This is a genomic window from Paracoccus liaowanqingii (assembly GCF_004683865.2).
Classification (GTDB): Bacteria; Pseudomonadota; Alphaproteobacteria; order Rhodobacterales; family Rhodobacteraceae; genus Paracoccus; species Paracoccus liaowanqingii.
On the sequence record NZ_CP040765.1, the window covers coordinates 63278 to 78587 of the forward strand.

A 15310-nucleotide genomic window follows, 5' to 3' on the forward strand; every position below is an offset into this window, starting at 1 on the left:
CGCCGCCTGCTTGCGCGATGCCTGACGCGAACGCACGAGGACCCTCGAGCTTACCAACCTGACATCATGGAACCGTACCTGAAACATGCGTCTCGCAGGCTTGCGGGCCAACTTCTTCGACGGTCTGTAGGTCAGGACTGCGCTCAGGAGATTGCTGAGATTGCATTCAACTGCGCGCGCAGGGCGTCAGTATCGGTGGTCAGCGTCTGCTCGATTGCGGCATGGGTGGCGATCCAGATCGGGATCGCCTGTTCCAGCAGCGCCAGACCGCTGGCCGTCAGGGTCAGGCGGCGAGATCGGCGGTCCTCGGCATCGGGCGTCACCGTCAGCAGGCCGCGCCGCTCCAGCGGCTTGAGATTGGCGGTCAGCGTCGTGCGGTCCATTGCCAGCAGACGGGCGACCGATCCGATCGTGGGCGGCTCGGGCCGGTTCAGCGAGATCAGCAGCGAAAACTGTCCGCATTTTAGACCGGCGGGGCGCAAGGCTTCGTCGAAGCGGCGGGACAGGGCGCGGGCGGCGCGTTGCGTGTGCAGGCACAGGCAGCTGTCGCGCACCAGCAAAGTCATGCCGAAACTGGCGTGATGTGAGGAATTCGTTGACACAGATGCTTTTACGTTGATATCAACGTAACTGTCAAGGGAATCGGAGGATCACCATGACCGAAACGCTGCTACCGGCTGCGGATCTGGCATTCCGCTCCACCACGCGATGGCGAAATGAAAGCGCCGACTATCGTGCAGCGCTCACTGCCCTTCTGGCCGAGGAGATCCGCCTGAGGCGCCATATCCAGCAGGTGGCCGCGCAGCGCCGCGCCTTGCCGCCCGGGGGCGAGATCGCGCAGGATTATGCGTTCGACGGCAAGGACGGACCGACTACCTTGGCCGGATTGTTCGGCCGCCATGACACGCTGATCGTCTATTCGATGATGTATGGCCCCGACCGGACGCGGGTCTGCCCGATGTGCGCGGCGCTTCTGGACACGTGGGACGGCATGGCGCGTCATGTCGCACAGCGTGCCGCGCTGGTCGTCGTCGCACGGTCCCCGATCGCCCGCATCCTGGACTGCGCGGTCGAGCGGGGCTGGACCAGCCTGACCTTCCTGTCCGATCCCTCGGGCGACTTCACCGCCGATTATGTGGGCGAACGCGATGCGGACATGCCCGCCTATACGATCTTCCGGCGCAGCGATGGCAAGGTGCGTCACTTCTACAGCGGCGAAGGCGGGATGGAGATCGCCGATCCCGGTCAGGACCCGCATTCCGCCCCGGACCTGAACCCGCTCTGGGTGATGCTGGACACCACGCCCGAGGGGCGCGGCACCGACTGGTATCCGCGTCTGGACGACTGATCCGTCCCCCAACGCCCCCTTCAAAGGAGAACCCCATGACCTATGTCAGCGGCTTCGTGGTCCCGGTCCCGAACGACCGGAAAGAGGATTACCGAAAGATGGCTGCGGATGCGGCGGCGATGTTTCGCGATTACGGCGCGCTGGAGATGATGGAGGCCTGGGGCGACGATGTGCGCGACGGCACCGTCACCGATTTCCGCCGCGCGGTGCAGGCGGGCGAGGGCGAGACCGTGGTGTTTTCTTGGATCGTCTGGCCCGACCGCGCCACCGCCGACGCCGCCGAGGCGCGCATGGAAACCGACAACCGGATGACGCCGCCCTCGGATGCGCCGTTCGACATGAAACGGATGATCTATGGCGGCTTCGCCCCGATCTTCGAGATGGGCCGGGGAGCGGAACAATGACGAACCCTGACGGAACCCCGATCTGGTACGAGCTGATGACCGACGCCCCCGACGCGGCGCAGGCCTTCTATGCCCCGGTGATGGGCTGGGTCTTCGACACCCCTCCTGGCGGGATGGAGCGCGATTACCGCATCTTCACGGCCGCCGATGGCGAGGGGGTGGGCGGCGTGATCTCCACGACCATGCCCGCGACATGGGCGGTCTATTTCGGCGTGGGCGATGTCGATGCCATGGCCGCGCGGGTCACCGATCTGGGCGGCCGGGTGCATCTGGGTCCGCAGGACATCCCCGGCGTGGGGCGCTTTGCCTTCGTGACCGACCCGCAGGGGGCCAGCTTCTATCTGATGCGGGGCGACAGTGCCGCCGACAGCACCGCATTCGCGCCCGCAAGACCCGGGCATTGCAGCTGGAACGAGTTGGTGACATCGGATCAGGACGGGTCCTTCGCCTTTTATGGGGCGCTGTTCGGCTGGACGAAGGCCGGGGCGATGCCGATGGAAGGCATGGGGGATTACAGCTTCATCGGCCATGACGGCGGCATGATCGGCGCGATGATGACCGCGCCCCAGCCCGGCACGGTGCCGTTCTGGAACTTTGCCTTTACCGTGCCCGATATTGACCGCGCCAAGGCGGCGGTTGAGGCGGCGGGCGGGACCGTCCGGCAGGGCCCGGTCGAACTGCCCGGCGACGAGGGCGACTGGATGATCCAGATCACCGACCCGCAGGGGGCCAAGGTGATGCTGACCGGCAAACGCCCGGGCGGAGCCGTCTGATGGACCAGATCAGCACCTTTCTGTGGTTCGACGGTCAGGCCCTTGAGGCCGCCGAATTCTATACCGCCCTGTTTCCCGACAGCCGGATCACTGATCGCACCCCCAGCCCGATCGATTATCCCGGCGGCGCGGCGGGACAGATCATCACCGTGGCCTTTACCCTTGACGGTCGCGGCTTCATCGCCATGAACGGCGGGCCAGGCCATCCCTTCACCGATGCCGTCTCGCTGTCCATCGATTGCGACGATCAGGCCGAGGTTGACCGGTACTGGGACGCACTGTCCGATGGCGGCATGCCGGTCGCCTGCGGATGGATCAAAGACCGCTTCGGTCTCAGCTGGCAGGTCACGCCGCGCATCCTGCCCCGGCTGCTGGCCGATCCCGACCGCGCCAAGGCCCGCCGCGTGATGGAGGCGATGACCCGGATGGTCAAACTCGACGTCGCGGCCATCGAGGCGGCGGCCAAGGGCGATGCGCCATGACCCTGCCCCTCACCGGCCAGTGCCGCTGCGGCAGGGTGCGCTTCCGCATCACCGCGCTGCCGGCCGTGACCAGCGCCTGTCACTGCACCGGCTGCCAGAGGATGACCGGCAGCGCCTTCTCGCTGTCAGCAGCCTTTGCCGGCGAAGCCTTCATGATCACGCAAGGCGATACCGTCATCGGCGGCCTGCACGGCCCCGAGGCCCACCACCATCATTGCGACCATTGCAAAAGCTGGGTGTTCACCCGGTGGGGCAACATGGTGAACCTGCGCGCGCCGATGCTAGACGATCCCGCATGGTGCGAACCCTTCATCGAGACCTGGACCCGCGAGAAGCTGCCTTGGGCCAACACCCCGGCGCAGCACAGTTTCGAGGAATTTCCGCCGATGGAGGCCTTTGCCGACCTCGTCGCCGCCTATGGCCAACATATCGGCGCGACCTGAACCCGCAAGAAGGGATGTTACCATGAAGGACAGCAAGCTGACCGTCACCGCCTTTGACTGGGTGCCCGCCTTCGCCCAAGGCCATGTCCGCGACCTGCGGGTCCGTTGGGCGCTGGAGGAGGCCGGGTTTCCCTATCAGGTCGAGGTGATGACCCAAGGCGCGCAAAAGCACCCCTCGCATCTGCGCCGGCAGCCCTTCGGTCAGATCCCGACTCTGGAGATCGACGGACGCACCCTGTTCGAAAGCGGGGCGATCCTTTGGCGCATCGCCGAAACCAGCGACACGCTGCTGCCACAGGACCCCGCCGCCTGCGACAGGGTGCTGGCTTGGGTCTTCGCCGCGCTGAACACGTTGGAGCCGCCGGTCGGCATGCTGGCCATGCTGGATCTGTTCATCAAGGACAAGGAGGCGGCCGCGCGCATCCGTCCCGAGATCGCCAGCGCCGCCCGGGACATGCTCGACAAGCTGGCCGCGGTATTGGGTCCTGAGCCGCATATCGCAGGCGGGTTCTCGGTCGCCGACATCGTGCTCACTACGGTCCTGCGCGATGTGCCCGACGACCTGATCGCCGGATACCCGACCCTGCGCGCCTATGTCGACCGGCACACGGCACGGCCCGCCTTCCGCGCGGCTCTAGAGGGGCAGATGAAACCCTTCCTCGAAAACGCCGCAAGGTACGAGGCGGCAGGCTAAGGCCTCGTCCGGCCACAGGACCGTAACTGGAACCAGCATGCGTCGCGACGCATCCATCGGCCCCCGCAGGCAATCAATTCGAGCCATGAAGGGCTCGGTGCCCTCCTGTGAGCGGCGACACTCATATCATCATACGAGGAGACCAAGATGACGGAAGCGGCGCACATGCTGGAAGGAAGGTGTTTATGCGGGTCGGTCCGCCTTGTCGTGCAGGGAACTGGCGACAGCATCGAAGTCTGCCATTGCTCCATGTGCCAAAGGTGGAGCGGTGGGCCGCTTTTCTGCCTGCATGGTCTGCCAGAGGACGCAATCACGATCACCGGCGAAGAGCATGTATCCCGCTACACGTCGTCGGAATGGGCCGAGCGCGCCTTCTGCAGTCGATGCGGCAGCAATCTGTGGTATCACTTTGTTCCTGGTGGCACCCGCGCCTTGATGGCGGGTCTGTTCACGCTACAAGACGACGTCAAGATCGGCATGCAGATCTTCGTGGACGAGCGGCAGCCCTGGGCGCGGCTGGCTGCCGAAACCCCTGAAAAGACCGGCGCGCATGTTGTTGCGGAGGCCAAGGCTGCAGGGTTTGGATTCGACTGATGCGTGTTTCTGGACCGACATCTGCCGTTTGATCCGATCGTCAGCCGCATTCGAAGAGTTTGGACAGGTTTGTTAGCGGCTAAAAGATATTGACGCTGTTACCGAGCGGCTGCAGCTTTGCAGAACGGCGTGCAAACGCATGGTCGCCGGGAAGCCTGCATCGGCCACCGGGAACGAAAGTCGGCTCCTCCGTGCAGTTTGCTTTAGGTGCCATGACGAGCCAATGCATTCGGGATGAACACTATGCCCACGATCACAGCGTTCAGGACATCGCCGGATAAAGGCGCAGGGCTGGCACGGGACATGCGCGTCCGTTGGGCGCTTGAAGAGGTCGGCAGTCCATATGACGTGCAATTGGTGACATTCGATGAGTTGAAAGAGCTTGCCCACCTCAAGCGCCAGCCGTTCGGCCAGATCCCGACCTATGAAGATGGAAACGTGGTGTTGTTCGAGCCCGGTGCCATCGTGCTTCACCTCGCGGAAAGTCATGTTGGCCTATTGCCCGAAGATCCGGCGGCTCGCGCCACAGTCCAAAGTTGGATCTTCGCTGCCTTGAACACGGTCGAGCCACCCATCATGGAGCGCGATTACGTGAAGTATTTCGAAGCCGACAAAAGCTGGCAGCCCGAACGGTTTGCCATGGTGGACGATAGGATCAAGACACGGCTGGATCAACTTGCAACAGCACTCGGGGATTCGACCTGGCTGGCCGGGACGTTCAGCGCCGCAGATATTTTGATGGTCCACGCATTCCGGAGGCTCGAAGGGTCGGGAATGCTGGAAGACTATCAAGTGCTCACAGATTACATCGCCCGCGCCGCCGAACGCCCCGCATACAAGCGGACTTTTTGCGTGTCCGGACCGGCGCTATTGCGGTGCGGCTTCGGGAAAGGACACCCCGGTCAGCTGTTCCGACCAATCCCACAGGCGGGACGCCGTCTCCGGATCCAGCGCCTGCGGGGGGACGCGGGCGGGCATGGGGTGTCCGCGTGTCTCTCCCATGCGATCGGGGCCATAATAGCCTCCGGACTCGGCATCGGGGGATGTGGCGGCGAAGAGCACTGGTAGAGCTCCCTGTGACGCCGGCTGGAAGAGAAACGGCAGGGTGACACGGACCAGCCGGCCGATGTCCCAACGGCCTGCGGAATTTGGCAGAAGGTCCGTGCGCGAAACACCGGGATGCGCCGCGATGCTGGCGATGCCCCAGTTGTTTGTGGTGCTCCTTCGCTGCAGTTCGATGGCGAACATGAGGCAGGCTAGCTTGGACTGGGCATAGACGGGCATCGGGCGATACGACCGCTCGGCCTGTAGATCATCGAAATCGATCTGCCCGCTGCGTGCGGCGACGCTTGACAGGGCAATGACACGGGCGTTCGTACCCTGTTGCAGAAGCGGCAGCAAATGCGCGGTGAGGGCGAAATGGCCGAGATAATTCGTGCCAAGCCGAAGCTCGAACCCGTCCGCGGTGCTGCGCCGCGTCGGGGGGGTCATTACGCCGGCATTGTTGACCAGCAAGTCCAACCGGTGATGATCAAAGCGAATCCTGTCGCCGAAGGCAGCGACTGAAGCGAGGCTGGCGAGATCAAGCACCTCGAAGCGCAGCGTCGCGCCAGGGACGGCGCTGCGGATGCTGTCGACCGACGCCCTGCCCTTGGCCGGATCGCGCCCGGCCAGGATGACCTCGGCGCCCGCTCGCGCAAGGGCGAGGGCTGTCTGATAGCCGATCCCACCGGTCCCGGTGACTGTCAATCGGCGCCCAATATTGACCCCCTTTCGGCGTGCAATTTTGACCCCTTAGCTGTGTGGTGATCAGGGTCTGTCCCGACGCAGCTGATCATGTTGCGGAGGCGGGACAGACCCTGATCAGGCGCGGTTCTTGAAGCGCCAGGACTCGTTGCCGGTTTCGAGGATCTCGCAGTGATGCGTGAGGCGGTCGAGCAGGGCCGTTGTCATCTTGGCATCGCCGAAGACGGCCGGCCATTCGCCGAAGGCAAGGTTCGTCGTGACGATGATGGACGTGCGCTCGTAGAGCTTGCTGATCAGGTGGAACAGCAACTGGCCGCCTGCCTGAGCGAATGGAAGATATCCCAGTTCGTCGAGTACGATGAAGTCGAGACGGGTCAGGTATTCGGCCGTGCGCCCCTGTTTACCGCTGCGGCTCTCGGTATCGAGCCTGTTCACCAGATCGACCACGTTGAAGAAGCGGCCTCGGGTGCCGTTCCGTATCAAGGCGCGAGCGATCGCGATGGCGAGATGTGACTTTCCCGTGCCAGTGCCACCGATCAGCACGACATTGCGCTGGTCGGCCACGAATGTGCCAGTCGCAAGATCGCGCACCAGGCCCTCGTTGACCGGTGTGTCGGCAAAGTCGAAGTCTTCGATATCCTTCGCGAGCGGCAGCTTTGCCACGGTGAGCTGATACTTGATCGATCGGGCCTGCTTCTCGGCGATCTCTGACTGCAACAGATCACCGACAATACGGGGCGGTTCGAACTGGCGCTTGATACTGGTGGCCATGATCTCGTCATAGGCGCTGCGCATCCCGTAGAGCTTGAGAGTGGCCATCAATTCCAGAACCTGGGTGCGTTCCATCGTAGTTTGTCCTCCTGAGGCTGTCGTAGCGTGCGCAATCAGCCACGGGCTCGTGGGTCAGCCGCAACGCGGTGGGGGTGAGAAGCAATGGAGGTGGTGCCGGGTCCCGGCTGCGCGCGAGGATGTTGATGATGACCGGCGCCGAAAAGACGCCCTGTGCGAGGGCCTCCTGGCACGCGGCTTCCACAGCAAGGAGGCCATCGGTCGCGACGCAGCCGAGGATTGCCACCATCTGTCGGTCGCCGTCATTCATGCTCTTGAGCTTGCGGCGCACCGTCGCTATCGCGGTCGGCAGCACCCAGTTCTGGAACGGGGCACCATTCCGTAAGGCGCCGGGTTTGCGTGCCAGAACAGGCACATAGTGCCAGGGATCGTAGACCGTCTCGTTCCTGCCAAAGCAGCGGGAATGTTCTGCCACGATGACCCCGTCCTGCCGGATGACGATCTTCTCGGCATAAGCGTGGACTTCGACGGGCCGTCCGACAGCCGTCGAGATCACGGAATACCTGTTGTTGTCGAACCGGACGAGGCAGGTCTTGGAGACGGAGGCCGGAACGGAATGGAAGCCGTCAAACGAGCCGACATAGGGGACGAGGGTCGCGCGCTCTGTCTCGAACATCTGCCAGATCATCTGATCGCTGCGCTCAGGGTGCTTGTGCGCCTTCGCATAGGCGATGCATTTGTCGAGCAGCCAGACGTTCAGCTCGTCCAGGCTCCTGACCCGAAGCCTTGGGGTGAAGAACCGTTCGCGCACAAGGCCAACCTGGTTCTCGACCTGGCCTTTCTCCCAGCCCGACGCAGGCGTGCAGGCAACCGGCTGAACCAGATAGTGGCTGCACATCTGCAAAAAGCGCCGATTGTAGAGCCGCTCCTTGCCGATAAAGACCGCCTCGACCGCCGTCTTCATGTTGTCGTAGATCCCGCGCGTGCAAGTGCCCTTGAAGAAGGCGAAGGCCCGGTCATGCGCGTCGAACATCGAAGCCACCGCGGCGCCATCGGTTTGAGCCCGATGGCTGAGGCTCCTGGCTCTCGCGCATATACGCCCGGGCGAACATCATGCGGCTGTGGCAGAGCCTGACATGCGCGACCTTGACCGTCGTCGTCACGCCGTTGATCAGCACGACCTCATGGCTCCAGTCGAATTGGTAGGCCTCGCCGGGCGCATAGTAGAGCGGCACGTAGGCTTCGGCAGCCGCTGATCCGCGCGCCTTCGACCAAGTCTTGGCGTAACGCCGGATTGCATCGTAACTGCCCTCGTAGCCGAGTGACCGGACCTCCTCGTAGATCCGGATCAGGGTCAGCCGTTCTCGCGACGCCTTGCCTTCATTGGCAACTAGGAACCGATCCACCTCCGACTGCCAGGGCCCAACCCGCGGCATCGGCTGATGGTCACGCTCGTAGGTGAAGTCCGTCTCGTCTGACCGCAGGATCTTGCGCACCGTGTTGCGCGACACATGCAGGTCCCGGACGATGCGCTTCATCGACCAGCCCTGCACATGAAACGCCCGACGCACCCGCGCTATCGTATCCACTCGCTTCAACTCCCCCTCCATCCGCTGCCTCGCAACGGATGGTCAGATGAAACCCGAGGGGGGTCAAAATTGGACGCCGATTACCCCGCCAAGGGGGTCAGTTTTGCACGCCGAAACACAGTTCAAGGCGCGTAGCCAGCTTTTGATATAAGCGCCGGACTGACCAAAATCCGGGGTCAGGCCAAGCTGGGCGCAGACCATGCAGTTGCCGATTTCCGCAATCAGTTCCTCGAACGCATAGGCCTTGCGGTCGGTGAAGCGCGCAAACCGGTCAAGCCGGGTGCCGTGCCCTGTCCAGTGGCAAGCCTCATGGGCAAGTGTCCCGTAATAACCCGCCGCATCGTGGAAGGTGGCAATCGGCGGCATGTGGATATGATCTGCAGCGGGGTCATAGTAGGCGCGCGGATCGTCGCTGGTGCGGATCTCGGCTCCGGTGGCGGCAAAGAAAGCGTCGAGCGCCGGGTCTGCCTCGGTCCCAAGGTCGCGGGCGGCCTCGGCAGGCGTGCCATAGTATTCCGGCGCCAACCCCTCGATCTGTTCGGCGTTAAACACGCTGTAGGATTTCAGATAGGGGATGCGGCGATCCTCGCCGGTGGCCTCGTCCTCACGCTCAAAGGTGCCGTATTTGACAACGGTGGCGCATGTCTCGCCCTTGCGCACCTGCCAGCCTGCTTCTTTGGCTTGCCGATAGGTGAACCAGAACGGGGCGCGATAGCCTTTTGCATCGGCGGCCAGCCACAGCATCAGGACATTGATGCCGGAATAGGGTTCGCCGTTGCTGCGCAGGGGGAAGGGTGCGCCGCCCTTGTCGCCGGTCCAGGGCTTGCGCCATGCCGGGGTGCCGGACTCGATGCTGGCGATGATGCTGTCGGTCACGTGCTGATATAGATCGAACGCTTTGGCCATGTGGCTTTCCTTCTCTTGCAGCGGTCCCGCCCGGTCTCTGTGCCGTGGTCGGGTGCCCAAAATGGGCGGGGTTTCTGGCGAGGAAGCGCGAAGCGCGCCCCTCTCCTGAAACCTTGCCTCCCGGCGAGGGCAGGGGGGGACCGCCGCAATGAGAAAATCAAACAGGCAAGGGGGTGGTGCGGCCCGCAGCCGAAGGCGAGGACACGGCCCCGCAGGATGTGCAGTATTTTCTTGTTGCGGTGGGGGGCTTGCGGCCCCCTAACGGACAGGCGCGAAGCGACTGGCCCAACAAAGGCAGGGGGCGTTTGGCTTGCCCAAATCCCCCTGCGTCACGATCACCGCGCCTGCGCGGGGATCTCGGTATTCTTTATAGAGAAGGGTAGTGGTCTGCTGCATCAGCTGCCCCAGGCCGCACCCGGTTGCCCACAGGCCCTTGATCCGTGCCGTCTCGCGCGGGCCTGCTCCGGTCCCGCGCCTTCACTCCCAAGGTCGTTCCGACGCACAACTGGACAACCGGGTGCCCGCCTCGCGTCAGCGGTCCCGCCCGTCAGGGACGAGATGGGCAGGGCAGGGGGCCCAGAACCGGTGTGCGAGGGGATGGCTTGGGACAAGACATTCAACCGTGCAGCGCAGCCGGGCGCTTCGCCCTGACCCGCTCGGGTGGAGGCCGGCACAGCCGGCCGGAACCGGGGGGCGCGGCCCGAAGGCGACGCCCTCTTGACAAGTGTATATTCTTTTCGTATATACATTGTACGGGCCGAAGTGCAACCTGTTTATACATTGTACGGGCCGAAGTGCAACCTGTTAGTGTAGTCCATTCCGAAGGAGCCTGAATGATCCACTTTATTTTAACTCGGAAGAGCTATGCATCGGTACGAATGGGACGAGAACAAGCGTCGTCTAACGCTTGAAAAGCACAAGATTGACTTCATTGATGCTGCTGAAGTGTTCGCGTCGGTATATCTGAAGATTGCTGGTCGCTCTGAAAGCGAACTACGCTTTATTGCGGTTGGGGAAATCAATGGGATCCATATCGCGGTAGTTTTCACTGAGCGTGAAGATGTTATCCGCATAATTACAGCCCGAAGGGCCAGATTAAATGAAAGAGAAGCTTACATCGAGCATGTCGCTGGAAGAAGTGAGGAAACTTCGCAGTGAGACCCGTTGGGATGAGGTCCGGGCAACCGGGGATCATCAGGGCGATTCAGAGATTGAGGTAGACTGGCGCCGTGTTGAGGTGGTTCTTCCTGAGAAGAAAGTGATGATCTCTGTGCGTCTTGACGCAGACGTTTTAGACTTTCTTCGATCGCAAGGGCCGGGCTACCAAAGCCGAATGAATGCAATTTTGCGATCTTATATGAAGTCTCACGAAAAAGCTTGAGCACCCTGATAAGCCCCGGCTGCGTGCAGCCGGGGCTTATCAGGGTACGTTTTAATCTCAGCTGAAATTTACTTCCACATGCGCTCTGCGGCATCTCTCAGGTACCTATACCCGCGCTTCGACGGCATTCCGTTACCGGACCTATGCGCAAAGTTTATTAAATGATAATAACAATTCCCCCGAAGTGGTCATGAAACAGTCCGTTGCAAAACCAAAGAACGGTTGCGCTAAACTGGCAGCCTCGTCGGTTGTCGGTGCCGGGGCATGAATAGCGGCATCGAGACAGGCGAAGACGGCAACAGGGTACCGCGCGGACAACAATTAACTGGATGACTGGGCGTTGTACGGGTTAAATGATCCCGAGGTCAGCCAGCTTGTAGACCGCTTAGCTCTGGGTCACGGGATGCGCGTATGCGGGAGGATACCTCAGAAAAGGACCTTGACCCGCGCAGCTCGGTCAAAAAGTCAAAACCTGTATTTTTGATACATAACATAACTTATTGGAATTTTTGAGATCGAAAGGTGGACCCCTATCTTCGCAACCATCGACGAGCGTTTTTTGCAACCCAAGATGACCCGGCGCAACATTCGATAACTGCTTCGCTCGTACTGACACTATGGACCTGACAACCCAGGAACGAGGTTTTGCTTCGGGGTCGTCAGCAAAAGGAAACTCATGTTTAGGAACGCGCCTTTAGGCGAGTGACCGATCTATAGTTCACGTGTAAATCTAGCTTGCTGGTCGCTTTGTTCCCGAAGCCATGCTTCGAACTTGGGCTTGGGCGCCCCGAAGAACATCAGATTGTCGAGTTCCTGAAGGCAGGCGGCCGCGTCCTTGACAGGCTTGAGCCGCTTTCCCGTATCGGCCCGCCAGAGCCACGCCACGCGGCTCTCCGCGTCCAGTTCAGCTAAGCTTGGGTAGCGAACCGCCAGTTATCCACAATTTCCGGGGATGCTTCTGGGGATAGGCAAGAATTTCCTAATCGAATGAATCCCTTCATGTCGAGAGGTTCAGTGTCGCAGAGCTACTGCAAAGGACAGCTCTCATCCGCGGCCCAGTCCCCAAAGCTAAGGTAATATACCCGGACATCCGCCTGCCCCGCAGTGATCGCCGCCAAGGCTGCCAAGGCAGCGCGTCCGCCCCCTTGGCAGTGGGTGATGACCGGACTACCACCGTCGAACCCTGCATCAGCCATCATCTGCGCCAGTTCGGATGCCGGTCGCAAACGCCGCCCGTCAAGCAAACTTCGATGATCGAGATGAGCCGCGCCCGGCAGATGCCCCCCGCGCGGGTTTCCCTTCTGATCTTCGCCGCCAAACTCGGCGGCCGTCCGGACGTCCAGGACTTGAACCGATGGCAAGGCCGACTTCAACTCATGCCTTCCCATCAAGCGGACCGCCCCTACACCGGGGCGAAGATTAGGGATATTCGTGCTTGGCGTCGCCTGTGCGGGAAGCGTGCCCATTTCCGGCAGGCCGCCATTCAGCACCGCGGCCGGAAGCCCGAAATACTGCAGGATGAACCAGACACGGGCGGCCTCGGTCATGCTGCCATCGTCGAGGACCACGGTCAGGACGTCCCGCGCCAGATCCAGTTGGGCGATCTGTTCCTGCCAATACGCTACATCATCGAAACCCGTCTCGCTCTGCCTGGCCGTGGCGATCCAGTCCCGGATTGGGACGACCACCATGCCGGCGGGATGTTCGTCGGCTGTTGGCACGTAAAGCAAGCGCAGCGGACCTAAGTTGGTCAGGTCGGCGGAGTTCACGATGGGAGAGGCGGTCATAGGTTAAGGTCCTTCTGTGGTTTGTCCGGCAGGGGTCTGATCGGGTTGTAAAAAACCCAAGCTGCATGAGATCGTCAGACCACCCCCGCGAGCCGCAGCGCCAACCCGGCAAAGGCGCAGATCGCCAGCACCGTGACCGCGCTCAGCTTCAACCGGAACACTGCAACGATGGCGACAGTGACCAGCGCCAACGCGGCCAGGTCCAGCGCTGTCCAGACCGGCAGGTCCAGATCCAACCCCATCGTGGTGACGGGACGCAACTGGCCGAACAGCACATGCAGCCCGAACCACAGCGCCAGGTTCAGGATCACCCCGACCACCGCCGCCGTCACCGCCGTCAGTGCAGCGCTCAGCGCGTGATTGTCACGCAGCCGCTCAATGAAGGGCGCGCCCAAGAAGATCCACAGGAAACACGGCACAAATGTGACCCAGGTGGTCAGCAGCCCGCCAAGCGTCGCCGCCAGCATCGGCGGCAGGCTGCCTGCCTCACGCAGCGCGCCCATGAAACCTACGAACTGCGTGACCATGATCAGCGGGCCGGGCGTGGTCTCGGCCATGCCAAGGCCGTCCAGCATCTCTCCCGGGGCCAGCCAGCCATAGGTCTCGACCGCCTGCTGGGCGACATAGGCCAACACCGCATAGGCGCCGCCGAAGGTCACCACCGCCATCACGCTGAAGAACCCGGCGATCTGCGAGAGCACGTTCTGCGGCCCGAGGAATAGAAACAGCGCCGCCACCGGCACCAGCCACAGGCCCAGGAACACAACCGAGATGCGCGCGGCCCACCCGGCGCTGACGCGGGTGTGGTCGGGCGTGCCCTCGCCCAGCAGGGTGTCGGCATCCTCGACCTGCATGCCCCCCATCTTGCCGTGCCCGCCGCTGCCCCGGAACGCCGTCAGACCGGCCCGCGCGCCAAGATATCCTGCGACAGCGGCGGTCAGGATGATGATCGGGAACGGCACGCCGAAGAAGAAGATTGCGATAAAGGACGCCACCGCAATGCCGATCATCGTGCCGTTTTTCAGCGCGCGCGACCCGATCCGGATCACGGCCTGAACGACGATGGCAAGGACGGCGGCCTTCAGACCGAAGAACAGCCCCTCCAGCACGCCGGTATTGCCCCAGATCGCGTAGATCCAGCTGAGACCCATGATTGCCACGACGCCGGGGAGCACGAACAGCAACCCGGCTATGATGCCGCCGAGCGTACGGTGCATCAGCCAGCCGATATAAACAGCCAGCTGCATCGCCTCGGGGCCGGGCAGCAGCATGCAGTAGTTCAGCGCGTGCAGGAAGCGCCGCTCGCCCAGCCATTTCTGTTCCTCGACCAGGATGCGGTGCATCAGGGCAATCTGGCCTGCAGGACCGCCGAAGCTGAGCAAGCCGATGCGTACCCAGATGCGCGTGGCCTCGCCCAGGGTCGGATAGGGACGGGTTGTCATGATGCAGTCCTTGGGGTGTTTGCGGGCCAATTGTGGGTCTCGGACGTCGCATCGCGCGCCCACCGATACAGCGCATCATAGACCAGCATCCCGGCTTCCAGCTGCTCCAGGTCATCGGCATACATCCGCGATAGCCCAAGCGAGATGGCCAGCAGGCCCGCCGCTTCGGGCGCCAGGTCCAGCCGCGCCGTATCGGCAGCCCGCACGATCACCGCCAGGCGATCCAGCGCCGGAACGGACAGGCCCAGTTCGGCCAGCATCACGTCGAAGCTGCACAGATCGCCCCGGTGGCTGAAGAACACGTCCTCGATGTCAAAGGGAGCAGCATTGTGGCGTTCCGCCACGCCCGCGACCTCGGACGGGGCCACGAACAGGATCACCGCGCGGGGATCGACGAACCGGCGGATCAGCCACGGGCAGGCGATCCTGTCGATCTTGGGCCGCGCGCGGGTGACCCAGACCGTGCGCCCCTGCCCGTCGCGAGGCGGCAGATATGTCGTCGTGACCAAGGGCAGTCCTGCGTCGTGCCAGCTTTCGAAGCCGCCTTCCAGGTATTCTGCCGGGCGACCCTCGGCGCGCAGCCAGGCCGCCGCGCCCTGGCTGCGGCGATGGCCCGCCTGGCACAGCATAAGGACAGGCCCGAGCGGCAGCGGCGGAAGATCTGCCAGCGCGCGGTCATCCGCACGGATGGCCCCGGGCAGCAGCCGTGGATCGGTAGCAAAGTCCTGATCCGACCGGACATCCAGAATGACCGGCGCGCGGGGCGTGCCGATGATCCGGGCAAGCTTGTCGACAGAGATCGCGTTGGGCGCAGGCATGGGCGTTCCTCCCGTGAAGGTTTTGACTGGAACGCGAACTTCGGCTGACGCCTCGTGGGGCGGTCGCAAGCCCCATATGTCGGGAATAGAGCGTGGGCGGGGCCAAGGTCAAGC

At 62.8% G+C, this 15310-nt stretch carries 16 protein-coding genes and 2 pseudogenes; 10 read left to right on the forward strand and 8 right to left on the reverse strand.

Translation table 11 applies throughout. The annotated features are described in order from the left end of the window. Window positions 1–143: 143 nt before the first annotated feature. On the reverse strand, window positions 144–566 hold the full coding sequence (locus E4191_RS22280; protein ID WP_139616503.1) for a MarR family winged helix-turn-helix transcriptional regulator: 423 nt from the start codon (window positions 564–566) through the stop codon (window positions 144–146). A gap of 83 nt (window positions 567–649) precedes the next feature. Here E4191_RS22280 and E4191_RS22285 point away from each other — a divergent pair, with 83 nt between their 5' ends. From E4191_RS22285 to E4191_RS22320, 8 genes and pseudogenes are all read left to right on the forward strand, one after another. Beyond that, entirely contained in the window at window positions 650–1348 is a 699-nt protein-coding gene (locus tag E4191_RS22285) for a DUF899 family protein (protein ID WP_176562880.1), read from the forward strand. A 35-nt stretch (window positions 1349–1383) separates the two neighbouring features. Then, window positions 1384–1752 carry a DUF1428 domain-containing protein gene (locus tag E4191_RS22290; protein WP_139616505.1) on the forward strand — a complete coding sequence of 123 codons (369 nt, stop codon included), beginning with the start codon at window positions 1384–1386 and terminating at the stop codon, window positions 1750–1752. Then, window positions 1749–2525, forward strand: coding sequence for a VOC family protein (locus E4191_RS22295; protein WP_139616506.1), 777 nt, complete (start codon window positions 1749–1751; stop codon window positions 2523–2525). Before E4191_RS22290 ends, E4191_RS22295 begins: the two co-directional genes overlap by 4 nt. Next, a complete protein-coding gene (locus E4191_RS22300; RefSeq protein ID WP_139616507.1) occupies window positions 2525–3007 on the forward strand; it encodes a VOC family protein in 483 nt (160 codons plus the stop codon). Before E4191_RS22295 ends, E4191_RS22300 begins: the two co-directional genes overlap by 1 nt. Next, a complete protein-coding gene (locus E4191_RS22305) occupies window positions 3004–3450 on the forward strand; it encodes a GFA family protein (protein WP_139616508.1) in 447 nt (148 codons plus the stop codon). The genes E4191_RS22300 and E4191_RS22305 overlap by 4 nt, the downstream gene beginning before the upstream one ends. Window positions 3451–3472: 22 nt before the next feature. Further along, on the forward strand, window positions 3473–4144 hold the full coding sequence (locus E4191_RS22310; protein WP_139616509.1) for a glutathione S-transferase family protein: 672 nt from the start codon (window positions 3473–3475) through the stop codon (window positions 4142–4144). A 147-nt stretch (window positions 4145–4291) separates the two neighbouring features. Next, window positions 4292–4738 carry a GFA family protein gene (locus E4191_RS22315; RefSeq protein WP_139616510.1) on the forward strand — a complete coding sequence of 149 codons (447 nt, stop codon included), beginning with the start codon at window positions 4292–4294 and terminating at the stop codon, window positions 4736–4738. A gap of 243 nt (window positions 4739–4981) precedes the next feature. Further along, window positions 4982–5587: pseudogene (locus tag E4191_RS22320) on the forward strand (glutathione S-transferase family protein); the annotation flags it as partial. 18 nt (window positions 5588–5605) lie between these two features. Here the strand turns inward: E4191_RS22320 and E4191_RS22325 are convergent. The 4 genes and pseudogenes from E4191_RS22325 to E4191_RS22340 all read right to left on the reverse strand — a co-directional run bounded on the left by E4191_RS22325 (window position 5606) and on the right by E4191_RS22340 (window position 9768). Then, window positions 5606–6487 (reverse strand): SDR family oxidoreductase, encoded by an 882-nt coding sequence (locus E4191_RS22325; protein WP_231714350.1) that lies wholly within the window; start codon window positions 6485–6487, stop codon window positions 5606–5608. 114 nt (window positions 6488–6601) lie between these two features. Then, window positions 6602–7330, reverse strand: a complete 729-nt coding sequence (gene istB / locus E4191_RS22330; protein ID WP_135312210.1) for an IS21-like element helper ATPase IstB — start codon at window positions 7328–7330, stop codon at window positions 6602–6604. Continuing rightward, window positions 7263–8871, reverse strand: a pseudogene (gene istA / locus E4191_RS22335) (IS21 family transposase). The gene istB and the pseudogene istA overlap by 68 nt, the downstream one beginning before the upstream one ends. 54 nt (window positions 8872–8925) lie before the next feature. After that, complete coding sequence (locus tag E4191_RS22340; RefSeq protein ID WP_139616511.1) at window positions 8926–9768, reverse strand: ArdC family protein; 843 nt, start codon at window positions 9766–9768, stop codon at window positions 8926–8928. 864 nt (window positions 9769–10632) lie between these two features. Between E4191_RS22340 and E4191_RS22345 the strand changes: the two genes are divergently transcribed. Next, window positions 10633–10926 carry a BrnT family toxin gene (locus tag E4191_RS22345; protein WP_139616512.1) on the forward strand — a complete coding sequence of 98 codons (294 nt, stop codon included), beginning with the start codon at window positions 10633–10635 and terminating at the stop codon, window positions 10924–10926. Next, complete coding sequence (locus tag E4191_RS22350) at window positions 10868–11149, forward strand: BrnA antitoxin family protein (protein WP_228461934.1); 282 nt, start codon at window positions 10868–10870, stop codon at window positions 11147–11149. Before E4191_RS22345 ends, E4191_RS22350 begins: the two co-directional genes overlap by 59 nt. A gap of 1025 nt (window positions 11150–12174) precedes the next feature. Here the strand turns inward: E4191_RS22350 and E4191_RS22355 are convergent. From E4191_RS22355 to E4191_RS22365, 3 genes are all read right to left on the reverse strand, one after another. Further along, window positions 12175–12936 carry a sulfurtransferase gene (locus E4191_RS22355; protein ID WP_139616513.1) on the reverse strand — a complete coding sequence of 254 codons (762 nt, stop codon included), beginning with the start codon at window positions 12934–12936 and terminating at the stop codon, window positions 12175–12177. Window positions 12937–13010: 74 nt separating this feature from the next. Beyond that, window positions 13011–14378 carry a chromate efflux transporter gene (chrA, locus tag E4191_RS22360; protein ID WP_139616514.1) on the reverse strand — a complete coding sequence of 456 codons (1368 nt, stop codon included), beginning with the start codon at window positions 14376–14378 and terminating at the stop codon, window positions 13011–13013. Further along, window positions 14375–15196: a chromate resistance protein ChrB domain-containing protein gene (locus tag E4191_RS22365; RefSeq protein ID WP_139616515.1), complete on the reverse strand. Its 822-nt coding sequence runs from the start codon at window positions 15194–15196 to the stop codon at window positions 14375–14377. The genes chrA and E4191_RS22365 overlap by 4 nt, the downstream gene beginning before the upstream one ends. Window positions 15197–15310: the final 114 nt, after the last annotated feature.